The organism is Bacillus sp. FJAT-28004 (assembly GCF_001280845.1).
Taxonomy (GTDB): domain Bacteria; phylum Bacillota; class Bacilli; order Paenibacillales; family Paenibacillaceae; genus Pristimantibacillus.
Map to the genome: position 1 here is coordinate 771,297 of NZ_LGHP01000001.1, position 17,280 is coordinate 788,576.

The 17,280-nt window shown below is 45.3% G+C and carries 17 protein-coding genes; 12 read left to right on the top strand and 5 right to left on the bottom strand.

The features are described from left to right. Positions 1-22 precede the first annotated feature (22 nt). The 5 genes from AC787_RS03230 to AC787_RS03250 all read left to right on the top strand — a co-directional run bounded on the left by AC787_RS03230 (position 23) and on the right by AC787_RS03250 (position 5,793). Positions 23-1,114: a PAS domain-containing sensor histidine kinase gene (locus tag AC787_RS03230; RefSeq protein WP_054026873.1), complete on the top strand. Its 1,092-nt coding sequence runs from the start codon at positions 23-25 to the stop codon at positions 1,112-1,114. 25 nt (positions 1,115-1,139) lie between these two features. Next, a complete protein-coding gene (locus AC787_RS03235; RefSeq protein ID WP_054023470.1) occupies positions 1,140-1,880 on the top strand; it encodes a response regulator transcription factor in 741 nt (246 codons plus the stop codon). After that, positions 1,877-2,974 carry a sensor histidine kinase gene (locus AC787_RS03240; protein WP_054023471.1) on the top strand — a complete coding sequence of 366 codons (1,098 nt, stop codon included), beginning with the start codon at positions 1,877-1,879 and terminating at the stop codon, positions 2,972-2,974. The genes AC787_RS03235 and AC787_RS03240 overlap by 4 nt, the downstream gene beginning before the upstream one ends. A 124-nt stretch (positions 2,975-3,098) precedes the next feature. Then, entirely contained in the window at positions 3,099-3,875 is a 777-nt protein-coding gene (locus AC787_RS03245; RefSeq protein ID WP_054023472.1) for an ABC transporter ATP-binding protein, read from the top strand. Next, the gene (locus AC787_RS03250; protein WP_054023473.1) at positions 3,850-5,793 is read left to right on the top strand and encodes an ABC transporter permease; all 1,944 of its coding nucleotides are present in this window, start codon (positions 3,850-3,852) and stop codon (positions 5,791-5,793) included. The genes AC787_RS03245 and AC787_RS03250 overlap by 26 nt, the downstream gene beginning before the upstream one ends. A 68-nt stretch (positions 5,794-5,861) precedes the next feature. On the opposite strand, the gene AC787_RS03255 is transcribed toward AC787_RS03250, so the two are convergent. Both AC787_RS03255 and AC787_RS03260 read right to left on the bottom strand, forming a co-directional pair. Further along, positions 5,862-6,248, bottom strand: a complete 387-nt coding sequence (locus AC787_RS03255) for a hypothetical protein (protein WP_054023474.1) — start codon at positions 6,246-6,248, stop codon at positions 5,862-5,864. A gap of 98 nt (positions 6,249-6,346) precedes the next feature. After that, positions 6,347-7,111, bottom strand: coding sequence for a hypothetical protein (locus tag AC787_RS03260; protein WP_054023475.1), 765 nt, complete (start codon positions 7,109-7,111; stop codon positions 6,347-6,349). Between the two features lie 214 nt (positions 7,112-7,325). Here AC787_RS03260 and AC787_RS03265 point away from each other — a divergent pair, with 214 nt between their 5' ends. From AC787_RS03265 to AC787_RS03275, 3 genes are all read left to right on the top strand, one after another. After that, positions 7,326-7,913, top strand: coding sequence for an NAD(P)H-dependent oxidoreductase (locus tag AC787_RS03265; RefSeq protein WP_054023476.1), 588 nt, complete (start codon positions 7,326-7,328; stop codon positions 7,911-7,913). Positions 7,914-8,151: 238 nt separating this feature from the next. Beyond that, positions 8,152-8,418: a hypothetical protein gene (locus AC787_RS03270; RefSeq protein WP_054026874.1), complete on the top strand. Its 267-nt coding sequence runs from the start codon at positions 8,152-8,154 to the stop codon at positions 8,416-8,418. Between the two features lie 150 nt (positions 8,419-8,568). Continuing rightward, positions 8,569-8,985, top strand: coding sequence for a VOC family protein (locus tag AC787_RS03275; protein ID WP_054023477.1), 417 nt, complete (start codon positions 8,569-8,571; stop codon positions 8,983-8,985). A gap of 73 nt (positions 8,986-9,058) precedes the next feature. Here the strand turns inward: AC787_RS03275 and AC787_RS03280 are convergent, their stop codons facing one another. Beyond that, positions 9,059-10,129: a helix-turn-helix transcriptional regulator gene (locus AC787_RS03280; protein WP_054023478.1), complete on the bottom strand. Its 1,071-nt coding sequence runs from the start codon at positions 10,127-10,129 to the stop codon at positions 9,059-9,061. Positions 10,130-10,336: 207 nt separating this feature from the next. Between AC787_RS03280 and AC787_RS03285 the strand changes: the two genes are divergently transcribed. The 3 genes from AC787_RS03285 (at position 10,337) to AC787_RS03295 (ending at position 13,013) form a co-directional block, all read left to right on the top strand. Next, on the top strand, positions 10,337-11,455 hold the full coding sequence (locus AC787_RS03285) for a saccharopine dehydrogenase family protein (protein WP_054023479.1): 1,119 nt from the start codon (positions 10,337-10,339) through the stop codon (positions 11,453-11,455). An 84-nt stretch (positions 11,456-11,539) separates the two neighbouring features. Continuing rightward, on the top strand, positions 11,540-12,646 hold the full coding sequence (locus AC787_RS03290; RefSeq protein WP_054023480.1) for a hypothetical protein: 1,107 nt from the start codon (positions 11,540-11,542) through the stop codon (positions 12,644-12,646). Between the two features lie 34 nt (positions 12,647-12,680). Then, complete coding sequence (locus tag AC787_RS03295) at positions 12,681-13,013, top strand: low molecular weight protein tyrosine phosphatase family protein (protein ID WP_054026875.1); 333 nt, start codon at positions 12,681-12,683, stop codon at positions 13,011-13,013. Here the strand turns inward: AC787_RS03295 and AC787_RS03300 are convergent. Beyond that, positions 13,008-13,718, bottom strand: coding sequence for a MerR family transcriptional regulator (locus AC787_RS03300; protein WP_054023481.1), 711 nt, complete (start codon positions 13,716-13,718; stop codon positions 13,008-13,010). The genes AC787_RS03295 and AC787_RS03300 overlap by 6 nt on opposite strands. Before the next feature lie 207 nt (positions 13,719-13,925). Here AC787_RS03300 and uvrA point away from each other — a divergent pair, with 207 nt between their 5' ends. Next, positions 13,926-16,439: an excinuclease ABC subunit UvrA gene (gene uvrA / locus AC787_RS03305; protein WP_054023482.1), complete on the top strand. Its 2,514-nt coding sequence runs from the start codon at positions 13,926-13,928 to the stop codon at positions 16,437-16,439. 85 nt (positions 16,440-16,524) lie between these two features. On the opposite strand, the gene AC787_RS03310 is transcribed toward uvrA, so the two are convergent. Beyond that, a complete protein-coding gene (locus tag AC787_RS03310) occupies positions 16,525-17,274 on the bottom strand; it encodes an MBL fold metallo-hydrolase (protein WP_054023483.1) in 750 nt (249 codons plus the stop codon). Positions 17,275-17,280 lie beyond the last annotated feature (6 nt).

Consider the following 17,280-nt stretch of genomic DNA (forward strand, 5'->3'; position numbering starts at 1 on the left):
TGGCGGTAACAACTTTCGGCGTATGATTGGATCAGACGTCGATTATCTTCTTTCTGTACTGGAGGATGAAATTGACGATAAGTCGATGCTTACGCAAGTCAATCAGTCGCTTAAACAGCTTGCCGATGTGAAGTTTGCTTTGGACGAATCGTCGATCGTTGCGGTAACAGATCAAAAAGGCCGGATTGAGTACGTAAACGATAAGTTTTGTGAAATATCGAAGTATAGCCGTGAAGAACTCATTGGCAAGGATCATCGGATTATTAATTCCGGATTTCATGGACGTGACTTTTTCCGCAAGCTATGGGAGGTTATTTCAAGCGGCGAGGTATGGCGAGGCGAAATCAAAAATCGTGCCAAAGATGGCAGCTATTACTGGGTAAACACGACGATCGTCCCCTTCGTTGATGAGGCAGGCAACCCTTATCAATATTTGGCCATTCGCAGCGAAGTGACGCAAAGAAAGCGGGCCGAGCAAGAGCTGAAGGAAATGATGGTTAAGGTTATCGAGATTCAAGAGGAAGAGCGAAAACGAATTTCGAGAGAGCTGCACGACGGAATTGGTCAAAGCCTCTTTTCGTTGCTTATTCGGCTTGACCGCTTAATCGGCGATCACGATGACATCGCTGAGCTAGGTGCGCTTCGCAGTGACGTATCCGGTGTGATGGAGGATATCCGAGGTCTCGCTTGGGAGCTGAGGCCTTCTGTACTCGATGATCTAGGCGTCGTTCCAGCAATAAGAACCTATGTGGATAATTATTCGCAGCATTTTGGCATTCGAGTGACGCTCACATGCCATTTAAAGAGCAGGCTGGGCATTATGAAGGAAACAGCTATTTATCGTGTCATTCAAGAAGCGTTAACGAATATTGCGAAGTATGCGGATGTGGGTGAGGCTGAGGTTGCGGTTGAGGAGCGAGAGGAAGAGGTCGTCGTTAGCGTAACGGATCATGGGCTCGGTTTTAGTCCTGATCGCATCGGTCACGGTGTTGGCTTATTCAGCATGGAGGAGAGAGCTCGCAGCATCGGCGGATATTTGGACATTGTTTCGGAGCCTGGCAAGGGAGCAAAGGTGCGGTTTATTGTTCCCAAAGAGAAGAAAACGGAAGGATAAGGCGTAAACCTATAGGAGGAACTTCATGTATCGCATTTTCATCATAGAGGACGACGATAAGATTGCTTCAATTCTCAAAAAAAATATGGATAAATACGGATTTGAAGCAGCCGTTGTTACACAGTTTCGTGAAATTATGCCGGAGCTGGAGACTTATGATCCGCATTTAGTTCTGCTCGATATTAATTTACCTTATTATGATGGTTATTATTGGTGCAGGCAAATTCGAACTCGTTCAAGTATCCCTATTATTTTTATCTCTGCCCGCGCAGGTGAAATGGATCAGGTCATGGCCATTGAGAACGGCGGCGATGACTATATTACGAAACCTATTCATTTGGATTTATTAATGGCCAAGGTGAAAAGTGTATTAAGGCGAGCATATGGGGAATACGCTGCAGCTGGATTTGCATCAGCCGAAACGGGGAATGTTCTGAATTCGGCGGAATTGTCAGCTGGAGCTCTTCGTCTTTATTTGAACCGAAATGAGCTTGAATGGAGAGACTGCCGCATTGAGCTGACGAAGAATGAACAGCTGCTGGCCGAATGCTTGATGAAGCGGCAGGGCATGGTCGTATCGCGCGAGCAATTGCTTGAAGCGCTTTGGGATGACGTGCAATTCGTCGATGATAATACGCTTACCGTCAATGTGACTAGACTTCGGAAAAAGCTGGAGGAGCTTGGGCTCCCTAAAGCGATCGAAACGGTGCGGGGACAGGGCTATAAGCTGACAATAGCAAATATAGTAGAGGAAACGTCACGATGAGAGGTTTATCGCTGGCGTTGTTTTTGCGTGATCGTCTGCTTTTTGTTTTTATGGTTTGTTTAATTATATTATTGGCGGTCACTTTGCTGCTCCTTGAACGTGAGCGTTACCCCGGATTAGTTGAACTAGGAACGATTTATTATTTTATAGTCATTGCTTTATTTTTGTTAGGGATCTGGCTGGTCGTTGATTATTTGCGTCAGCGTACTTACTTTAATCAATTGTTAGATGCGATTGCACGGTCCGAAGAGCTGCAGGCATCGACAATTGTACAAGCTATTGTTACACAAGAGCAGAAGCTTGTCGCTAAAATGTTGGCGGAGCAAAGCCGAGCTTATTTGAACGAGCTTGGTAAATACCGAAGGCAGCAGGAGATACATAATCATTTTGTGCTCCAATGGGTGCATCATATGAAGACGCCTGTATCTGTCATCGATTTGCACGCTCAGGAAGTTTTGCAGCAAACTTCATTCTCGCAGCAGGAACAGCAGCAGCTAGCGCTTAGTATGCAAGAAGAAACAGACCGAATGTCGCGGGGACTTGAGATGATGCTGTATACGGCTCGTCTGGATAAGTTTGAAATTGACCTGCATGTCAAGCAGGTTGCGCTGCATGAACTCGTGCGCACGGTTATTAATGCGCATAAGAAGCTTTGTATCCGTTATTCCATATTCCCACGTGTCGAGGGAGAAGCCCTAGTTGAGACGGATGAGAAATGGATGACATTTGTGCTCAATCAGTTCATTAGCAACGCTATCAAATACAGTAAAAACAAAGAAGGCGGCAAGAAACTGCTCTTTCAGTTGGAAGCGTTCAGTGACGGAGGCGGCAGACTACAGGTGTCCGATGAGGGTATTGGCATCGCACCGCATGATCTGCCACGCATCTTTGATCCCTTCTTCACTGGTGAGAACGGACGTACTGCGGGCGAGTCTACCGGAATGGGGCTTTATTTGGCTAAGCAGGTATGCAATCGGTTAGGCCATGAGATGTCCGTTTCCTCGGTTCTCGGAGAAAGCACGACGGTCAGTGTCTCATTTAAACCTCGCGGCATTCATATCATGGGCAGCCAAAGTGACGGGCACTCAGGTTAGGTGACAAATTTGTAAGGTTAGCAAAGTGCGAATGAAAGGGAAATCGATGGGTTTAACCTCTTCCCCTCGTCTATACTAACGGTAATGAAGCACATTACAGACAGATCTGGGGAGGAACAAAGCAATGAGCGTACTAAAAGCAGAAGGGCTAGGCAAAATATACAGCAGTAAAGGTAACGTTGCTTACAAAGCACTTGAGGATATAGAGCTGCAGGTGGAAGCGGGAGAATTCGTAGGTGTCATGGGGCCATCGGGAAGCGGAAAGACAACCCTGCTGAATTTGTTGTCCACGATCGATCGTCCAACCTCTGGTCAAATTGAAATTAACGGCGTAAATCCGAGTAAGCTAACGGACAAGAAGCTTGCCTTATTTCGTCGTCGCGAGCTAGGTTTCGTCTTTCAGGATTTCAACCTGCTCGATACATTATCAATCAAGGAAAACATCATTTTGCCGCTCGTATTGGAGGGCATGGCGCCGAAGCAAATTGAACAGAAGCTAGATTCGCTCGCTGAGCTGCTGCAAATAAAACAAATTTTGAATAAGCGGACGTATGAGGTTTCCGGCGGACAGAAGCAGCGCGCGGCGATCGCGCGAGCCATTATTCATCAGCCATCGCTCGTGCTTGCAGATGAGCTCACTGGGAATCTCGATTCCAAATCAGCGAAGGATGTTATGGATTCTCTTAAGGATATGAATGAGCGTTTTAAGGCGACAGTATTGATGGTCACGCATGACCCTTTCTCCGCGAGCTACTGTCAGCGTATCGTGTTCATCAAAGACGGCAAATTTTTCTCGGAAATACGACGCGGCTCGAACAGGCAGGCGTTCTTCCAACAAATACTAGATGCGCTCAGCGTGCTGGGAGGTAATTTCGATGACGTTCCGTTCGCTCGCGCTTAGTAACATTCGGGGCAACTGGCGGTCGTACAGCGCATTCTTTCTGAGCAGCGTGTTTTCCGTTATGATCTTTTATATTTATGCAGCGTTTCTGTATCATCCTGAAGTAGTGAGCGGTCATATTATGGCAGCATCAAAAATTCGTGCAGGCATGGTATTTTGTGAATATATTATCGTCATATTCTCGTTCTTGTTTGTGCTCTACTCGAATTCAGCTTTTCTAAAAACGAGGCAGCAGGAATTTGGTCTGTTCTCCTTATTTGGGATGACACGGGTTCAGCTTCGAAAGCTCGTTATTTTTGAAAATGCAGCTATCGCATTAATGGCAATCGCTGTTGGTATTGGTCTTGGCATGCTGTTCAGCAAACTGTTTTTTATGGCATTAGCCGTACTGCTAAATTTGAATGAATCGATTCCATTCGCTGCTCCACTTAAAGCGGTTGGACTAACGGCAGGCGGATTTTTTATTCTGTTCATGCTGATATCGATATGGACTGCGCTTCGCATCGGACGTACGGAAATTATCGATTTGCTGAAGGCTGCTCGCAAGCCAAAAGGACAGCTCGTATTCTCGCCTTGGCTGGTTGCGATTTCAGTCGTTTGCCTGTCAGCTGCTTACGGTATGGCTCTGGTTATGAACGGCGGGAATTTCATGCTTCTTGCCTTGCCCATTCTAATAACGGTTATTATTGGAACTTATTTTCTTTTTTCGCAGCTAAGCATTTTGTTGCTGCGATTTATTCAAAAAAGGTCTTCCGTTTACTATAAGCGCACGAATATGATCGTTTTCGCGCAACTCGGTTATAAGATAAAGGACAATGCGCGTATTTTATTTATTGTTTCTATTCTTAGCGCTGTCGTTATGACTGCACTTGGAACCGTCTATGTTATGAACATTGGTGGAAAGAAAGGGATGTTGATGAACTCTCCTTTCTCACTTGCTTACAGTGAAAAGGGATTGAATACGCATGAAGTTATTGACCCAGCAAAGCTAAAAGCTGTCGTTGAAGAAGATGGTTTCAAAATTATAAGAGAAGCAAAAGTCGCAGGCGTACTCATTGATCGTTTTTCACTTCAATGGGGAGATGAAAAACCTCGTGAAAATGATTATGATGCCTTGATTATCTCAGCTACCGACTACAATAAGCTTGCTTCAATGACGGGTCAACCGAGCATTCAACCTGAAAATGGCAAGTTGACGCTTATACAGTCCTATAAAACACAAGGCAGAGAAAACGTAGGTGTTTTAAAAGGCAGCATAAATGGTAAGGAAGCGGCATTCGATATTAACGGCTTGGTAGAAGCGAAAGTGATGAACTGGTTGAAAAGTAATTACTTTACATTTGTTATGGATGATTTCTCTTACATGAAGCTTTTATCAACAGTCCCAGAGGATGAGCTATTCGTAATGTATGGTTACGAGCTAAGCAATTGGGAAAAAACCGCGGCTTTATCTGAGAAACTTAGAAAGCTGGTGCCGGAGGAGTTTCAGCCGCAAGTCGATTTCAACCGCGCATTGTATTTGGAAGAATTGAATGAAATGGTTTCATTAACTTTATTTATTGGAATGTTTATTAGCTTGCTGTTCTTTATTGCATCTGGAAGTATGATTTATTTCAAACTATTTACTGAACTGCAAGAGGATCAAGCGCAATTTAAGGCACTGACACGCATTGGTATGACGAAGGCAGAGATTCGCAAAATCGTCGTCACGCAGGTAGGCATCGTCTTCTTTGTTCCTGTCGTCGTCGGCATATGTCATGCTTTGTTCGCGATGAAGGCACTCGATAATATTTTGGAGTCATCCAATTGGATTTACTCTTTCGTCGTTATCGGTATTTATATTGTGATGCAGACGTTGTATTTCATCACCGCATGCAGCAGCTACATGAAGAGTATGCTTCGCGGCGCAAATGCATAGAGAAAGTAAAAAAACGGCTTTTCCTCGGGATGGAGGAGAAGTCGTTTTTTATATTTTTATTCCTATTGTTAGAAGCAAGTAAATGAGCTGATTCGCCTTAAGTCAATCCCAGTGTATCCCCATGATCTGCCGAACCAACGGAAGCCTGCGACGGAAGTGCGTCCAACAAATATAGGGAAAAACCAAAAGCCTTGACCATTGTTAAGCCATACGTAAGTGTTCCGAAATAAACAGCCGGAAATAGCTCCTGGATCAACAGCGAACAGTGATGCCGACTGCTGCGGCGTGAATTGCGGAGGCGGCGCGGTTGGTCCCATCATTCCTGGTTGACCTGGCTGTCCTTGTGGTCCTTGAGGTCCTTGAGGCCCTTGTGGACCCGGCCCAGGCCCGAAAGGTCCGAAAGGTCCGATTGGTCCCATCGGGCCCTGAGGACCTATTGGCGGCATAAATGCCATGCAGAATCACTCCTTATTATTTAGGCTAATGCATGATATGCAAAAACACAGAGCACGGATTGGGCGAAAGATTCGTTTCTGCTCCAATTGGAAAAAGGCTAGAAATGTGAAATCAATGTGGTACCGAGTATCGCGACCGTTAGTCTGGAAGAAACAAACATGTTACCGTTCCATGTCAGTTGATTCTCAACATAACCAAGTGTATCTGCGTTCGTGGTACCGATGATTCGCTGAAGAGCCAGTAGATCATAAGAAACACGATTCTCAGGAGTCACAATCGGATTAAGAGCTGTCAGAGCAAGCACCTCGCCTTGAACAGGCTTCTTTAACTTTCCGTCATCGTTGTAATAGGAGGACAAATAAGGGGCGCCTTTGCCGCTTATGTCAATCGTAAACAATAGATCAAGCTGAGAACTTGATACGAATACTTTGTAAAAGTCTCCATATTGGACACGAAACGTGTATTGTTCATTGTAGCTATCTGAGTCGAACAGCATTCGAAGTGCATGATGGGCAAAAGAATAGATGTAGAAGATGCCGTAGCCACCGCTTCCGCCGGTGTCGATGCTTACCAAAATGTCTAATGTTTTATTCTGATCAAAGCCGCCAAGAAACAAGTTAGCGTTATAACCGGCATTGTTCTGTAAAGGAATGACCGTGCGCTGCTGCGTATATCCATCCTGTATAACAAGTGTAATTCGATCTGCGAATATGCCTGATGGTCCATCGGGTTTATGCCCAAATAAGTATACTTGATCGGGTATACCGTCTCCGGTTACATCCCCTTGTTTCATATCGAGTATATAATCATCTCTTGAAAAGCGATCTGGTTGGTTCCTTTGCGTGTGGAAAGACGATTGCATAACCATTCCTCCAAGCCCAAAATACATGGTATCTGTCTATACCTATGCAGATTATTTGCAATTGGACTGTGCGAATGCCCATCAAAGGAAAAACCAGCAAGAGTCAAGGTTCTGAACGTGAAGGCAGATGTGATTCCACCTTACATAATGCAAGGTGGATAGGCAACACTATTGCAGACTGATGTCTATATACATTCGGAGGTGTAGCCGTGTTATGAAGCACTTAATCGTCTATTGTCATCCTAATCCAGACAGCTTTAACAACGCGATTGTTGAGACTTTCATTGCTTCCTTGAAGGAGCAAGGCAATGAGGTCGTCGTTCGAGATTTGTACGCGATGCGATTTGACCCTGTGCTCAAGGCCAGCGATTTTCAAGCGATGCGTGAGGGCAATACTCCTGCGGATATTAAAGCGGAGCAAGATCATGTGAAATGGGCGGATGCGTTCACTATGGTTTATCCGATTTGGTGGACGGGGCTGCCTGCGCTTATTAAAGGGTACATTGATCGAGTATTCTCTTATGGCTTCGCCTATGCGTATGGGGAGGATGGAACGATCAGCAAGCTGCTTGCCGGCAAGAAGGGGCTCATTATTAATACGCACGGAACGCCTTCAGAGATTTATAGCCAGACCGGCATGTATGATGGGCTCAAAATAACATCCGATACGGGCATTTATGAATTTTGCGGCATCACACCGGTAGGGCATATGTTTTTTGGCAGCGTGCCGCAAATTGATGATGCAGCCCGCAAAAAAATACTTGAAGAAGTGAAAGGTAAGGCAGTCAGCTTGTTCGAATAGTCTATGGAGGAAAGCCGGTCGCAACGATACAATCGGGGCGTTCAGCATGAAGCAATCGAGCATACTGAAATAGTGGGTCTGTTTCCTTTGGTCGTCAATGACCTTTAGGGACAGACTCTTTTTTTTTCATAGGAAGTCTACTATTTATTTGTAAGTTTAATAGCAAGGAGATTATTTTGGCGACGATTGGGAAAGAATAGTGAGGAAGGTCATTAATAGAACGATGGGAATGATCCATATGATGAATGTTCATTGGCGCCTTGCTGAGCTGTGGCTGCTTCAGGAGAAGCGCAGCTTATCGGAACAAGAAACCTCAGAAATGAACGCCTGTATGAAGCTGAACGCCAAATATGCACAAAGACTTGCTGAACAATATAATTTCGGATATATGGCGAACATGATAGGTGATGAGGCATGGCTTCAGGAAATTAAAGCCGAGATTGACAAGCTGGAGAGGACTTACGAAAACAAACGTCCTTTGTTTTTAGAAGGCAAAACAGAATAGCTCGCAAGGCAAAGCTTATTTATCGACGCCTATTGTGTGTTTTAAAAAAAGTAATCAATAAGAAATTATTACTAGGAAAATTGCTAGAATAGGGATATGATAATGACGATGTTTTACAGGTATGACATTCTAATAATGAGGTGATAGGTTATGGCATTTCAGTCCGCGAACATCTTTGTGAATTTACCGATTAAAGATTTGAATAAGACAGTTGATTTCTTTAGTAAATTAGGGTTTGAGTTCAATCCCCAATTTACTGATGAGAAAGCTACTTGCATGATAATCGGACCTAATATTTTTGCTATGCTGCTGGTTGAGGAGTACTTCCAAACGTTTATAAATAAAGAAATTTCAGATCCATCGAAAACAACCGAAGTTATTTTGGCTTTATCTGCAGAAAGCAGAGAGCAAGTGGATGAAATTGTGAATAAAGCTTTGGCAGCTGGCGGCAAACCTGCAAAAGATCCAATAGACCATGGATTTATGTACAGCTGGAGTTTTCAGGACATAGATGATCATCTATGGGAATTGGTGTATATGGATCCGAGTACGATAGAACAAGGGTAAGCTGGACGTTACCTCGTTGATAATGCAAGTAATATGAAAAACAATCCACCTCACGAGAATGAGGTGGATTGTTTTAGTTATGCCTTGAGAACAGCTCCCATAATAGCTCGCGTCTGCTGTTTACGCCGGTTTTGGCGAAAATCGATTTCAGATGGTCTTGAACGGTGTATGCGGAAATATGAAGAGACATTGCGATCTCCTTGGTAGAAAATCCTTTGATGATCCGTTCTATAACCTCCTTCTCGCGTACTGACAGCGCGTATGCCTCTGATATAAGCGGAAGAATATCGGATGGTTTAGCCGGTTCAACTGAAACCGCAAGCTGAATCATGCCGTCAGCTCCGTCCAGCTTGCTGGCAAGCACGGACAAATATAGACCGCTCGGCATACGAATACAAACTTTAGCTGATTTTACTTCATCAGGTGCAGAGTCTGTCTGCGCCAGTGCTCGTGAGCAGACGGCTCTGATCGGTCTTGGCAGTGTATCATCCTCAATATGCTCTAAGCTTCTTAAAGCGGAAAGCCAGTGGCGTGCAGCTTGATTGGATGAGATGAATTGAAGCTGTTCTGACAACACCAAAATGCCAGGCTCCTCTAAACTTGTAACAACGTCGGTCGAGGGAAGCTCCAGAGCGTATTTTTTTAATGATTTGGCTAAAACCGGAGCGATTGAGGTGATAAACAAAATTTCCTCCTCAATGAAAAAGGGTTCTCCCGCTTTACGAAATAATGTTAAATATCCCCAGCACACTCCATCGCTGAGCAGTGCAGCTCGCATCTCGTCTCCGAACCCGGCGGGCATGAGAACTTCACGATAACGGCCGCTTCGATCCATTTGTCCGTCAGTTGCTTCGCTTAATGCTGCTGCTGGTATCGTTGATTGGGCCAGTCGCTCATAGCTGTTGTAATCCTCATGCAAATATTCGTATTCAAATAACTGCTGATGAATGGCCTCAACAGCTTCTTCTGTTGTCGCACCTGTCGAGAGCAGAGTCATCGGATCAACCGAAGTGCAGCAAGCACCTGCATAAGGCACGGCTTCTTTTATCAAGGATAAGGCTGATTGGCGATAACGCTGTAATGATATTGGTGCATCGGACAACTTATTTAATTGCTGCTTGACCTCATCCGTGGTTACAGACATGTGCTGTCTCCTTTATTCCTGTATTCGGAATCCCACATTTATGGGATGGTGGTTTATTTGTTCTCCACTATAATTGAGAATAATTCTTAATTCATTCATTTTACATAATGGATGGGATGATGAACAGCTCTAATGTGGATATAACAGGCTGTAATGCTTATTTGATAGACGGTTTATTTTATTTGAAGAGAGGAAAAGGGTACAGCTATGAAAACAGACATAATAGTAGTTGGCGGTTACGGTCATGTTGGCGGTAAAATATGCAATCAGCTTGCGATTCATTATCCCGGTAAAGTGTATGCAGCAGGCAGAAGTCTTGCGAAGGCAGAACAATTTTGCCGCAGTGGAGGCGGTATGGTAAAGCCGCTCCGAATTTCAGTGGAAGAGCCACTTGAGAAACAACAGCTAGAACGAGTAAAGCTTGTTGTAATGTGCTTGGATCAGATGGATACCGCCTTTGCGGAAGCGTGTTTGCTTGCTGGGGCAGACTATGTGGACGTATCGGCGAATGGCGCTTTTTTTGCAGTGATGGAGCAATTGAATAAAAGCATGAACGATCTAAACGGAACTGCAGTATTAAGCGTCGGGCTTGCGCCAGGCCTTACAAATCTGCTTGCGCTAAAAGCTGTGTTGTCCATGGATGAGGTGCAACGAATTGATGTCGGAATTATGCTGGGACTTGGAGACGCACATGGCAAAGCGGCAATCGAATGGACAGTCGATAGTCTTTCGCGGTCATTTCATATTACCGAATCAGACCGCACGCGAAGAGTGAGCAGCTTTACGGAAGGGATAAAAACAGATTTTGGCGCTGATTTAGGAGTTCGAACAGCCTATCGCTTCCCATTTTCCGATCAAGAAACACTGCCCCATACGTTAGGTGTACCAACTGTATCTGCATGTTTGTGCTTTGATTCTCGGATCGTCACCAGCACAATAGCGCTCTTCAAGGGAATAGGAATCGATCGCTTGTTGCGGTTAAAAACGATGAGACGGTTGGCCATTCAGGTGCTCGGAGGACTTCGGGTCGGTTCTGCTCGTTATGCGGTAAAGGTCACAGGGTATGGAAGTAAAGCAGGTGTGGCTGCAAAAATGGAGTATGGTCTGCAAGGTACGGAGGAGGCTGAGATCACAGCACAAACGGCAATTGCGGTTGCCATGGCTGTATACAGCGCGAATCTGCCGAAAGGTATTTATCATATCGAGCAATTATTTGAGCTGGATGTCTATGAAACTCAGCTTATGCTGCGTTTAAAAGAGGACGAGAGCAAGCTTTCATACTCTACCATTTCCAATATCGAGTGCTGGACTAGGACGAATAACTAGTTTTCCAGTTGATTCATTTGGTATAATTAGCATTAAATACCTGAAATGCCGAATCGGCTGGATGATAGGGAGATGGAGCGGAGCATGGATAAACAATCGATGATTGCTTTCATTTTGGAAGAATATGCATTCGTAAAGGAGGAGAACCGCGCACAGTTTGATGCTATCTTGCTGCGTCTTTCTGGTCATAAGGGCGGTATTTCGTTGGAGAGCTTGTTGACGTGGGAAGAAGATGACCTTACGCAGCTGCACCAAATCCTGTCCGGCCAAAAAATGACGCGTGAGTACGTGCCGGATATGATCCAAGCCTATGCCAGTATCGATAGAGCAAATTTGCCTTCGAAAATATCGTTTGGGCACATCGTGGAAACCGAACAAAAATGGGATAAGCCCCGCATTCATCGGCAATATGGCAACTACGAGGTGCCGCAGGCGATTAATCGGTTGTACGAGCTGGAGACGGAACTCGGAAGAGCAATGGATCTGGAGCTTGGGCTTATTATGCAAAAATATGATTTCCGCTATCATTGTACGCCGCCTGATTTCATTCCATTCGCCAGTTCCGGTAGTGATGGCATTCACTATTGTTTCGTTACTGATTTTGGAGCTGTCACAGACTTGGAGCATGCCTGCATAGCAGTCGTATCGCCTATGGATTATGACTCAGAAATATGGCTTGTAGCCAAAAATATAAAGGATTTCCTTCGTCTTATCATTACAGATAGGAGCCTATTATATAATAACCCTGCGACATTCGCTGATTTCTTTGAAAAGATACGGGAGCAAAAAGAAGAGAATTCGGCGGAGCAGCAGTCACTGGAGCTGCGAAAGCTGAAGCAGCACTTTGGACTGAGTGAAATTCCGGACTTGGAAAAGTATATACAAAGTGTACATGAGGAAAGGGAGCAAGCGATTTGTATTCAAACGCTGGACACGATCGGTGTTATGCCGCTTTCTGGTCAGGCGGATTATACAGCAGATGAGCCGCTTTCCATCGATTGGAACGATAAGCGAGCACTCGATGATATTCTGCAAGAGGCCAGCCCGGAGAAGAAACTCGCATTCATTCGCGATGCCCAGCACAAGAAATTAATTATGGATGATAGACGGATACTTAGACGCTGCAAGAGCATATTGTCGGAGCTAGAGCTCTATCATGAGCTGGGTAATTTACTTGAGATAATCGACTAGGTGAATAATAAAACATTTCAGGAGCGTGTTCTCGATAAATATATTGTTTGTATGCAGTAGAAACAAATGGCGAAGCTTGACAGCCGAGACGATTTTTCAAGGCGTCGGTGGCCACGAGGTGAGATCCGCCGGTACGGAAGAGAATGCCCGGATTAAGGTGACGGCAGGTCATATTGGCTGGGCGGATCTTATTTTTGCCATGGAGAAAAAGCATATTCGAAGGCTGCAAAGCAAGTTTGGCCATGAGCTTGCTGGGAAGCGGCTGATCTGCCTTCACATACCGGATGAATTCGAATATATGAATGAAGATTTGATCGGTCTGCTGCAATCAAGCGTAGCTTCATATGTTGATGAGTTTGGCTTATGATCGTTGCTTTTGTTCGATTACGAGCAGAAGCTTATACAAAGAATGCGCTCCAAGCAGCTGATTCTTGTTGATTCGATTTAGAAACTGCATCGATTCACGCGCAATTTTTATCGCATTTTCTACACGGTTATCGTCAACCTCTTTCAGCACCTGCTGAATGATCTCAAGCGACCATACCGCCGCTTTGAAGGTGCGAATAATCAAGATTTGACGCAGGTTTGCTGGACTGAAGATGCGGTAGCCATTTTCCTTGTTGCGATTAATGGTAAGGAGTCCCATCTTCTCCCAGTGACGAATAGCGGAGCTTGGTATCGTTGTTTCCTCGGATACTTCCCCAATGGTCATCCCTTTTCTTTTCCTTGCTGTATGCAGCAAATCAATTTCATCTGTCTCTAGCGCAAGAATCGTCTTATCGGCGATCGTTTTGTCACGGTGAAGTTCTGCCTGTGCGCCATTTACTAGCCATAACGCCTCATTCATCTCACCATGGATTAGCTTAAGCATCACTTCCTTGGTAAGCGTCATGCCAAAACCTTCATTCATCGCTCTGATACATTCAAAATAAGCAATGTGTTCCTCCGTGTATATCCGATAACCGTTGGCGCCTCGTCCAACTGGCGGAATAATTCCCCAATCCTCATAATGCCTCAAAGCGTTTGTACTAATATTTAATTTCCTGGCAATATCAATCGGTCGGATAATCAAAAAACACCTCCGTTCATTATCTAAAAACATTAAACAACCATGGGAACCTTTTGTCAACAAAATCCGATTAAATCAGGCATTAGTATCAGTAACCTTCTCACTTGCATCAATGTAGTATGCTGGAATAAATGCTGGGAAAGGGATCGTAATAGGCGAAGCGTTGCTTACCAAAAAAAATGAATTACATTGTCAATGAGGAGGACATGCATGAAAGATACGATAGTCATTACAGGTGCGCGCGAGAATAACTTAAAAAATATTTCACTCTCCATTCCCAAATACAAATTGGTTGTGTTGACAGGACCTTCAGGCTCCGGCAAATCAACGCTTGCAATGGACACGCTGCAAAGGGAATGTCAGCGGCAGTATATGGAGTCGATGGGGATGGTATCGGATTCCATAAGCAAGCCGAAGGTGGAATCGATAGCGGGACTTTCTCCTTCTATTAGTATTGGTCAGCATGTCACCAATCGCAATCCACGCTCTACGGTTGGAACGGTCACGGATATTTATACTTATTTGCGTTTTGTCTACTCAAGGCTTAGCAGCCGTGCATGCAGCAGCTGCGGCGAAACGATACCGCCAACATTCGATGAAGAGAATGATATTGCTGCAGCTGAAGAAGAGGAAGGGCGCCAGACGATCGTATGTCCAGGCTGTCATCAACAGCATGAGAAGCTCGGTATGTCTCATTTTTCATTTAATAAGCCAGAGGGAGCCTGCGAAACTTGCAGCGGGCTAGGGCATGTTGCAACGCTCGACTTAGAAGCTGTATTTAATCCAGAGCTGAGTTTCCGTGGCGGCTGTGTGACCTACTTGTACGAAGTGTACCTCGATTATTATGCTAGCATTTTAACGGCAGCAGGAAACCACTATGGATTCACGTTTGATCTCGATCTGCCATTAAAGGAGTATACAGAAATCCAGCGCGATCTGCTCTATTATGGCGTGGAGAGCGATGCATTCATGAGGCATTTTCCTAATGCCACGCCACCAAAAACAGTCGGGAAAGGCAAGTTTGAAGGCATCGTAACCGGCATGTGGCGAAGGTATAAAGAGAAGGAGAGCGAGCAAGGGGCAGCAGAAAAGGAAAACGATTATTTTAAGCAGGAAGGCTGTACGGATTGCAAGGGTATGCGTCTAAAAAAGGAAAGCAGGTCAGCTCTAGTAGCAGGAGCCTCGATCTCGGAAGTTTCCACTTGGTCATTGGAGGATTTGCTCACTTGGACGAAGCAGCTGCAGGATGCCGTGCCTTCTGGGGGACTGCCTCTGCTAGCTCCCGTCATGAACGATATGCCGGTTCGTTTAGAGAGAATCATCGATGTTGGTCTTGGTTATTTATCACTTGATAGACAGACCGTCTCACTGTCGGGCGGGGAAGCGCAGCGTCTGCGATTAGCTTCACTTCTTGGGTCTGGACTTACTGGGGTGCTCTATATATTGGATGAGCCGACGACAGGCCTCCATCCGCGCGATACATCAGGCTTGCTTCGTGTTCTCATGCAGCTGCGTGATTTGGGCAACACCGTTCTCGTCATTGAGCATGATATTGAGGTAATGAGAGCTGCGGATCATATTATCGATATCGGTCCAGGCGCTGGATATCTAGGAGGAACGGTCGTTGGCGAAGGCAGCTTGGAGGAACTGATGGCAAGCGAGCATTCTGTAACAGGTGCATATTTGCGACAGGAAAGCTTGCCACCGGCAGTACGGACAAGAAGGCCAGGCAACGGTAAACAGCTGTCGATTGTCCATGCACATGCTCGTAATTTAAAAGGGTTTAACGTTGCTTTTCCACTTGGCAGTCTCATCTCGGTGACGGGGGTATCTGGCTCAGGCAAATCAACCTTGTTATTTGATTTGCTAGCTGAGGGAGGACAAGGAAAACAGCGCATCGTTGGCTGCGACAGCATCTCTGGCTTTGAACATATCGGCAATCAAATCACGGTCGATCAATCGCCGCTAGGTCGTATGCAGCGCTCGAACATAGCTACTTATACAGATGTATTTACACAGCTGAGAAATCTATTTGCGGGATTGCCTGAAGCGAAGCGCAGTCAGCTGTCCTCGAAGCATTTCTCATTCAATACGCCAGGTGGACGCTGTGAGACCTGCCAAGGGCTAGGCGTATTGTCAGTAGATATGAGTTTTCTACCTGATCTAGAAATCCGCTGCACGTCCTGCAAAGGAAAACGGTTTAAGGATGAAGTGCTGCGCGTCACGTACGAGGGTTACTCGATATCGGATTTGCTTAATATGACAGTTGAAGAGAGCAGATCCGTGTTCAAAAGCAAAGCGAAAATAGCGAGCATGACCGAGCTGCTATGCGAGGTGGGGCTAGGTTATCTACAATGGGGACAGTCTGTAAAAACGTTGTCCGGCGGAGAAGGCCAGCGAATTAAGCTTGCTAAGGAGCTGAACAAGAAATCAAACAAGCATACTCTTTATTTGCTGGATGAGCCAACAACAGGTTTGCATCCAACAGATGTTGGCCAGCTGCTTGCTCTATTGAACAAATTAGTGGATGCCGGCAATACAGTTATACTGGTCGAACACAGCTTGGAGCTGATCCGGGAATCCGATTGGGTTATCGATATAGGGCCTGAAGGCGGAGCAGCGGGAGGGAATCTTGTTGCTGAAGGAACGCCTGAGCAGGTAGCGGCAATTGCAACGTCCTATACAGGCCAGTTTTTAAAAAAAGCGCTGGCAGGCGGGTTTTAGAAGGAATGCTTGACTACAAAACTTCCCATATAAATGTATAAAAGGGAGCTGCCAACGTTGATTACGTTCGCAGCTCCCTTATTTGTTATTCTGCAGCCAGCTCTAAAATTCGTGCATTAACATGATCAGAATATAATCCGCCATGATAGCAGATGACTGTGTTTATGTCGTATTGCGTTAATTTTTTGATGGATTGTTTTGCGGTATCAGGGTCGAGACAATATTGTGGTGTTGGACCTAACAGTTGGTCGTTTTCAACGACTAGAGCGTCAGCTGCAATTAAAGTTTTACTAGCTTTATGATAAAGGCTAATATGACCGGGCGTATGGCCAGGTGTGCCGATGACGATAATGCCTCCGCAATACGGCAATTCTTGCCCATCTGTAATGATAACATCAACATTCGCTTTAGGCGGATTTTCCAACGTCTTCCTGAAAGCGGCTCGCCATTCTTCCGGTACCTCTGCCGGCAAGGCTTTTAAGGCTTGCTCGATCGATTCTGGTGTAACTTTGAGCAAATGTGCTTCACCTTGAATGTAAGGAGCTTCTACTTTATCAGCAAGCACCTCCGCTTTATGAGGCAATTCCTTCAAAATCGCAGGCAAGCTCCCGATATGGTCGAGGTCTTGATGGGTAATGATGATTTTGGTAAGCCTCTCAAACGTAAGGCCAGCGCGCTCCACTTGCTCCTTTATTAATGGAACCTGCCCCGGATAGCCTGTATCCACTAAGATCGCAGTGTCGTGATCCCAAATCAAAGTGGGATAGATCGTTTCCATCCGACCCATCATAATCGCTGAGATAGGCAACATATTAACTCCGCTTGCAATGTTCATTTTAAC

Coding starts and splice junctions, on each gene's coding strand:
- AC787_RS03230 (WP_054026873.1), top strand. CDS start 23: ATGATTGGATCAGACGTCGATTATCTTCTTTCTGTACTGGAGGATGAA.
- AC787_RS03235 (WP_054023470.1), top strand. CDS start 1,140: ATGTATCGCATTTTCATCATAGAGGACGACGATAAGATTGCTTCAATT.
- AC787_RS03240 (WP_054023471.1), top strand. CDS start 1,877: ATGAGAGGTTTATCGCTGGCGTTGTTTTTGCGTGATCGTCTGCTTTTT.
- AC787_RS03245 (WP_054023472.1), top strand. CDS start 3,099: ATGAGCGTACTAAAAGCAGAAGGGCTAGGCAAAATATACAGCAGTAAA.
- AC787_RS03250 (WP_054023473.1), top strand. CDS start 3,850: ATGACGTTCCGTTCGCTCGCGCTTAGTAACATTCGGGGCAACTGGCGG.
- AC787_RS03255 (WP_054023474.1), bottom strand. CDS start 6,248: ATGGCATTTATGCCGCCAATAGGTCCTCAGGGCCCGATGGGACCAATC.
- AC787_RS03260 (WP_054023475.1), bottom strand. CDS start 7,111: ATGCAATCGTCTTTCCACACGCAAAGGAACCAACCAGATCGCTTTTCA.
- AC787_RS03265 (WP_054023476.1), top strand. CDS start 7,326: ATGAAGCACTTAATCGTCTATTGTCATCCTAATCCAGACAGCTTTAAC.
- AC787_RS03270 (WP_054026874.1), top strand. CDS start 8,152: ATGATGAATGTTCATTGGCGCCTTGCTGAGCTGTGGCTGCTTCAGGAG.
- AC787_RS03275 (WP_054023477.1), top strand. CDS start 8,569: ATGGCATTTCAGTCCGCGAACATCTTTGTGAATTTACCGATTAAAGAT.
- AC787_RS03280 (WP_054023478.1), bottom strand. CDS start 10,129: ATGTCTGTAACCACGGATGAGGTCAAGCAGCAATTAAATAAGTTGTCC.
- AC787_RS03285 (WP_054023479.1), top strand. CDS start 10,337: ATGAAAACAGACATAATAGTAGTTGGCGGTTACGGTCATGTTGGCGGT.
- AC787_RS03290 (WP_054023480.1), top strand. CDS start 11,540: ATGGATAAACAATCGATGATTGCTTTCATTTTGGAAGAATATGCATTC.
- uvrA (WP_054023482.1), top strand. CDS start 13,926: ATGAAAGATACGATAGTCATTACAGGTGCGCGCGAGAATAACTTAAAA.
- AC787_RS03310 (WP_054023483.1), bottom strand. CDS start 17,274: ATGAACATTGCAAGCGGAGTTAATATGTTGCCTATCTCAGCGATTATG.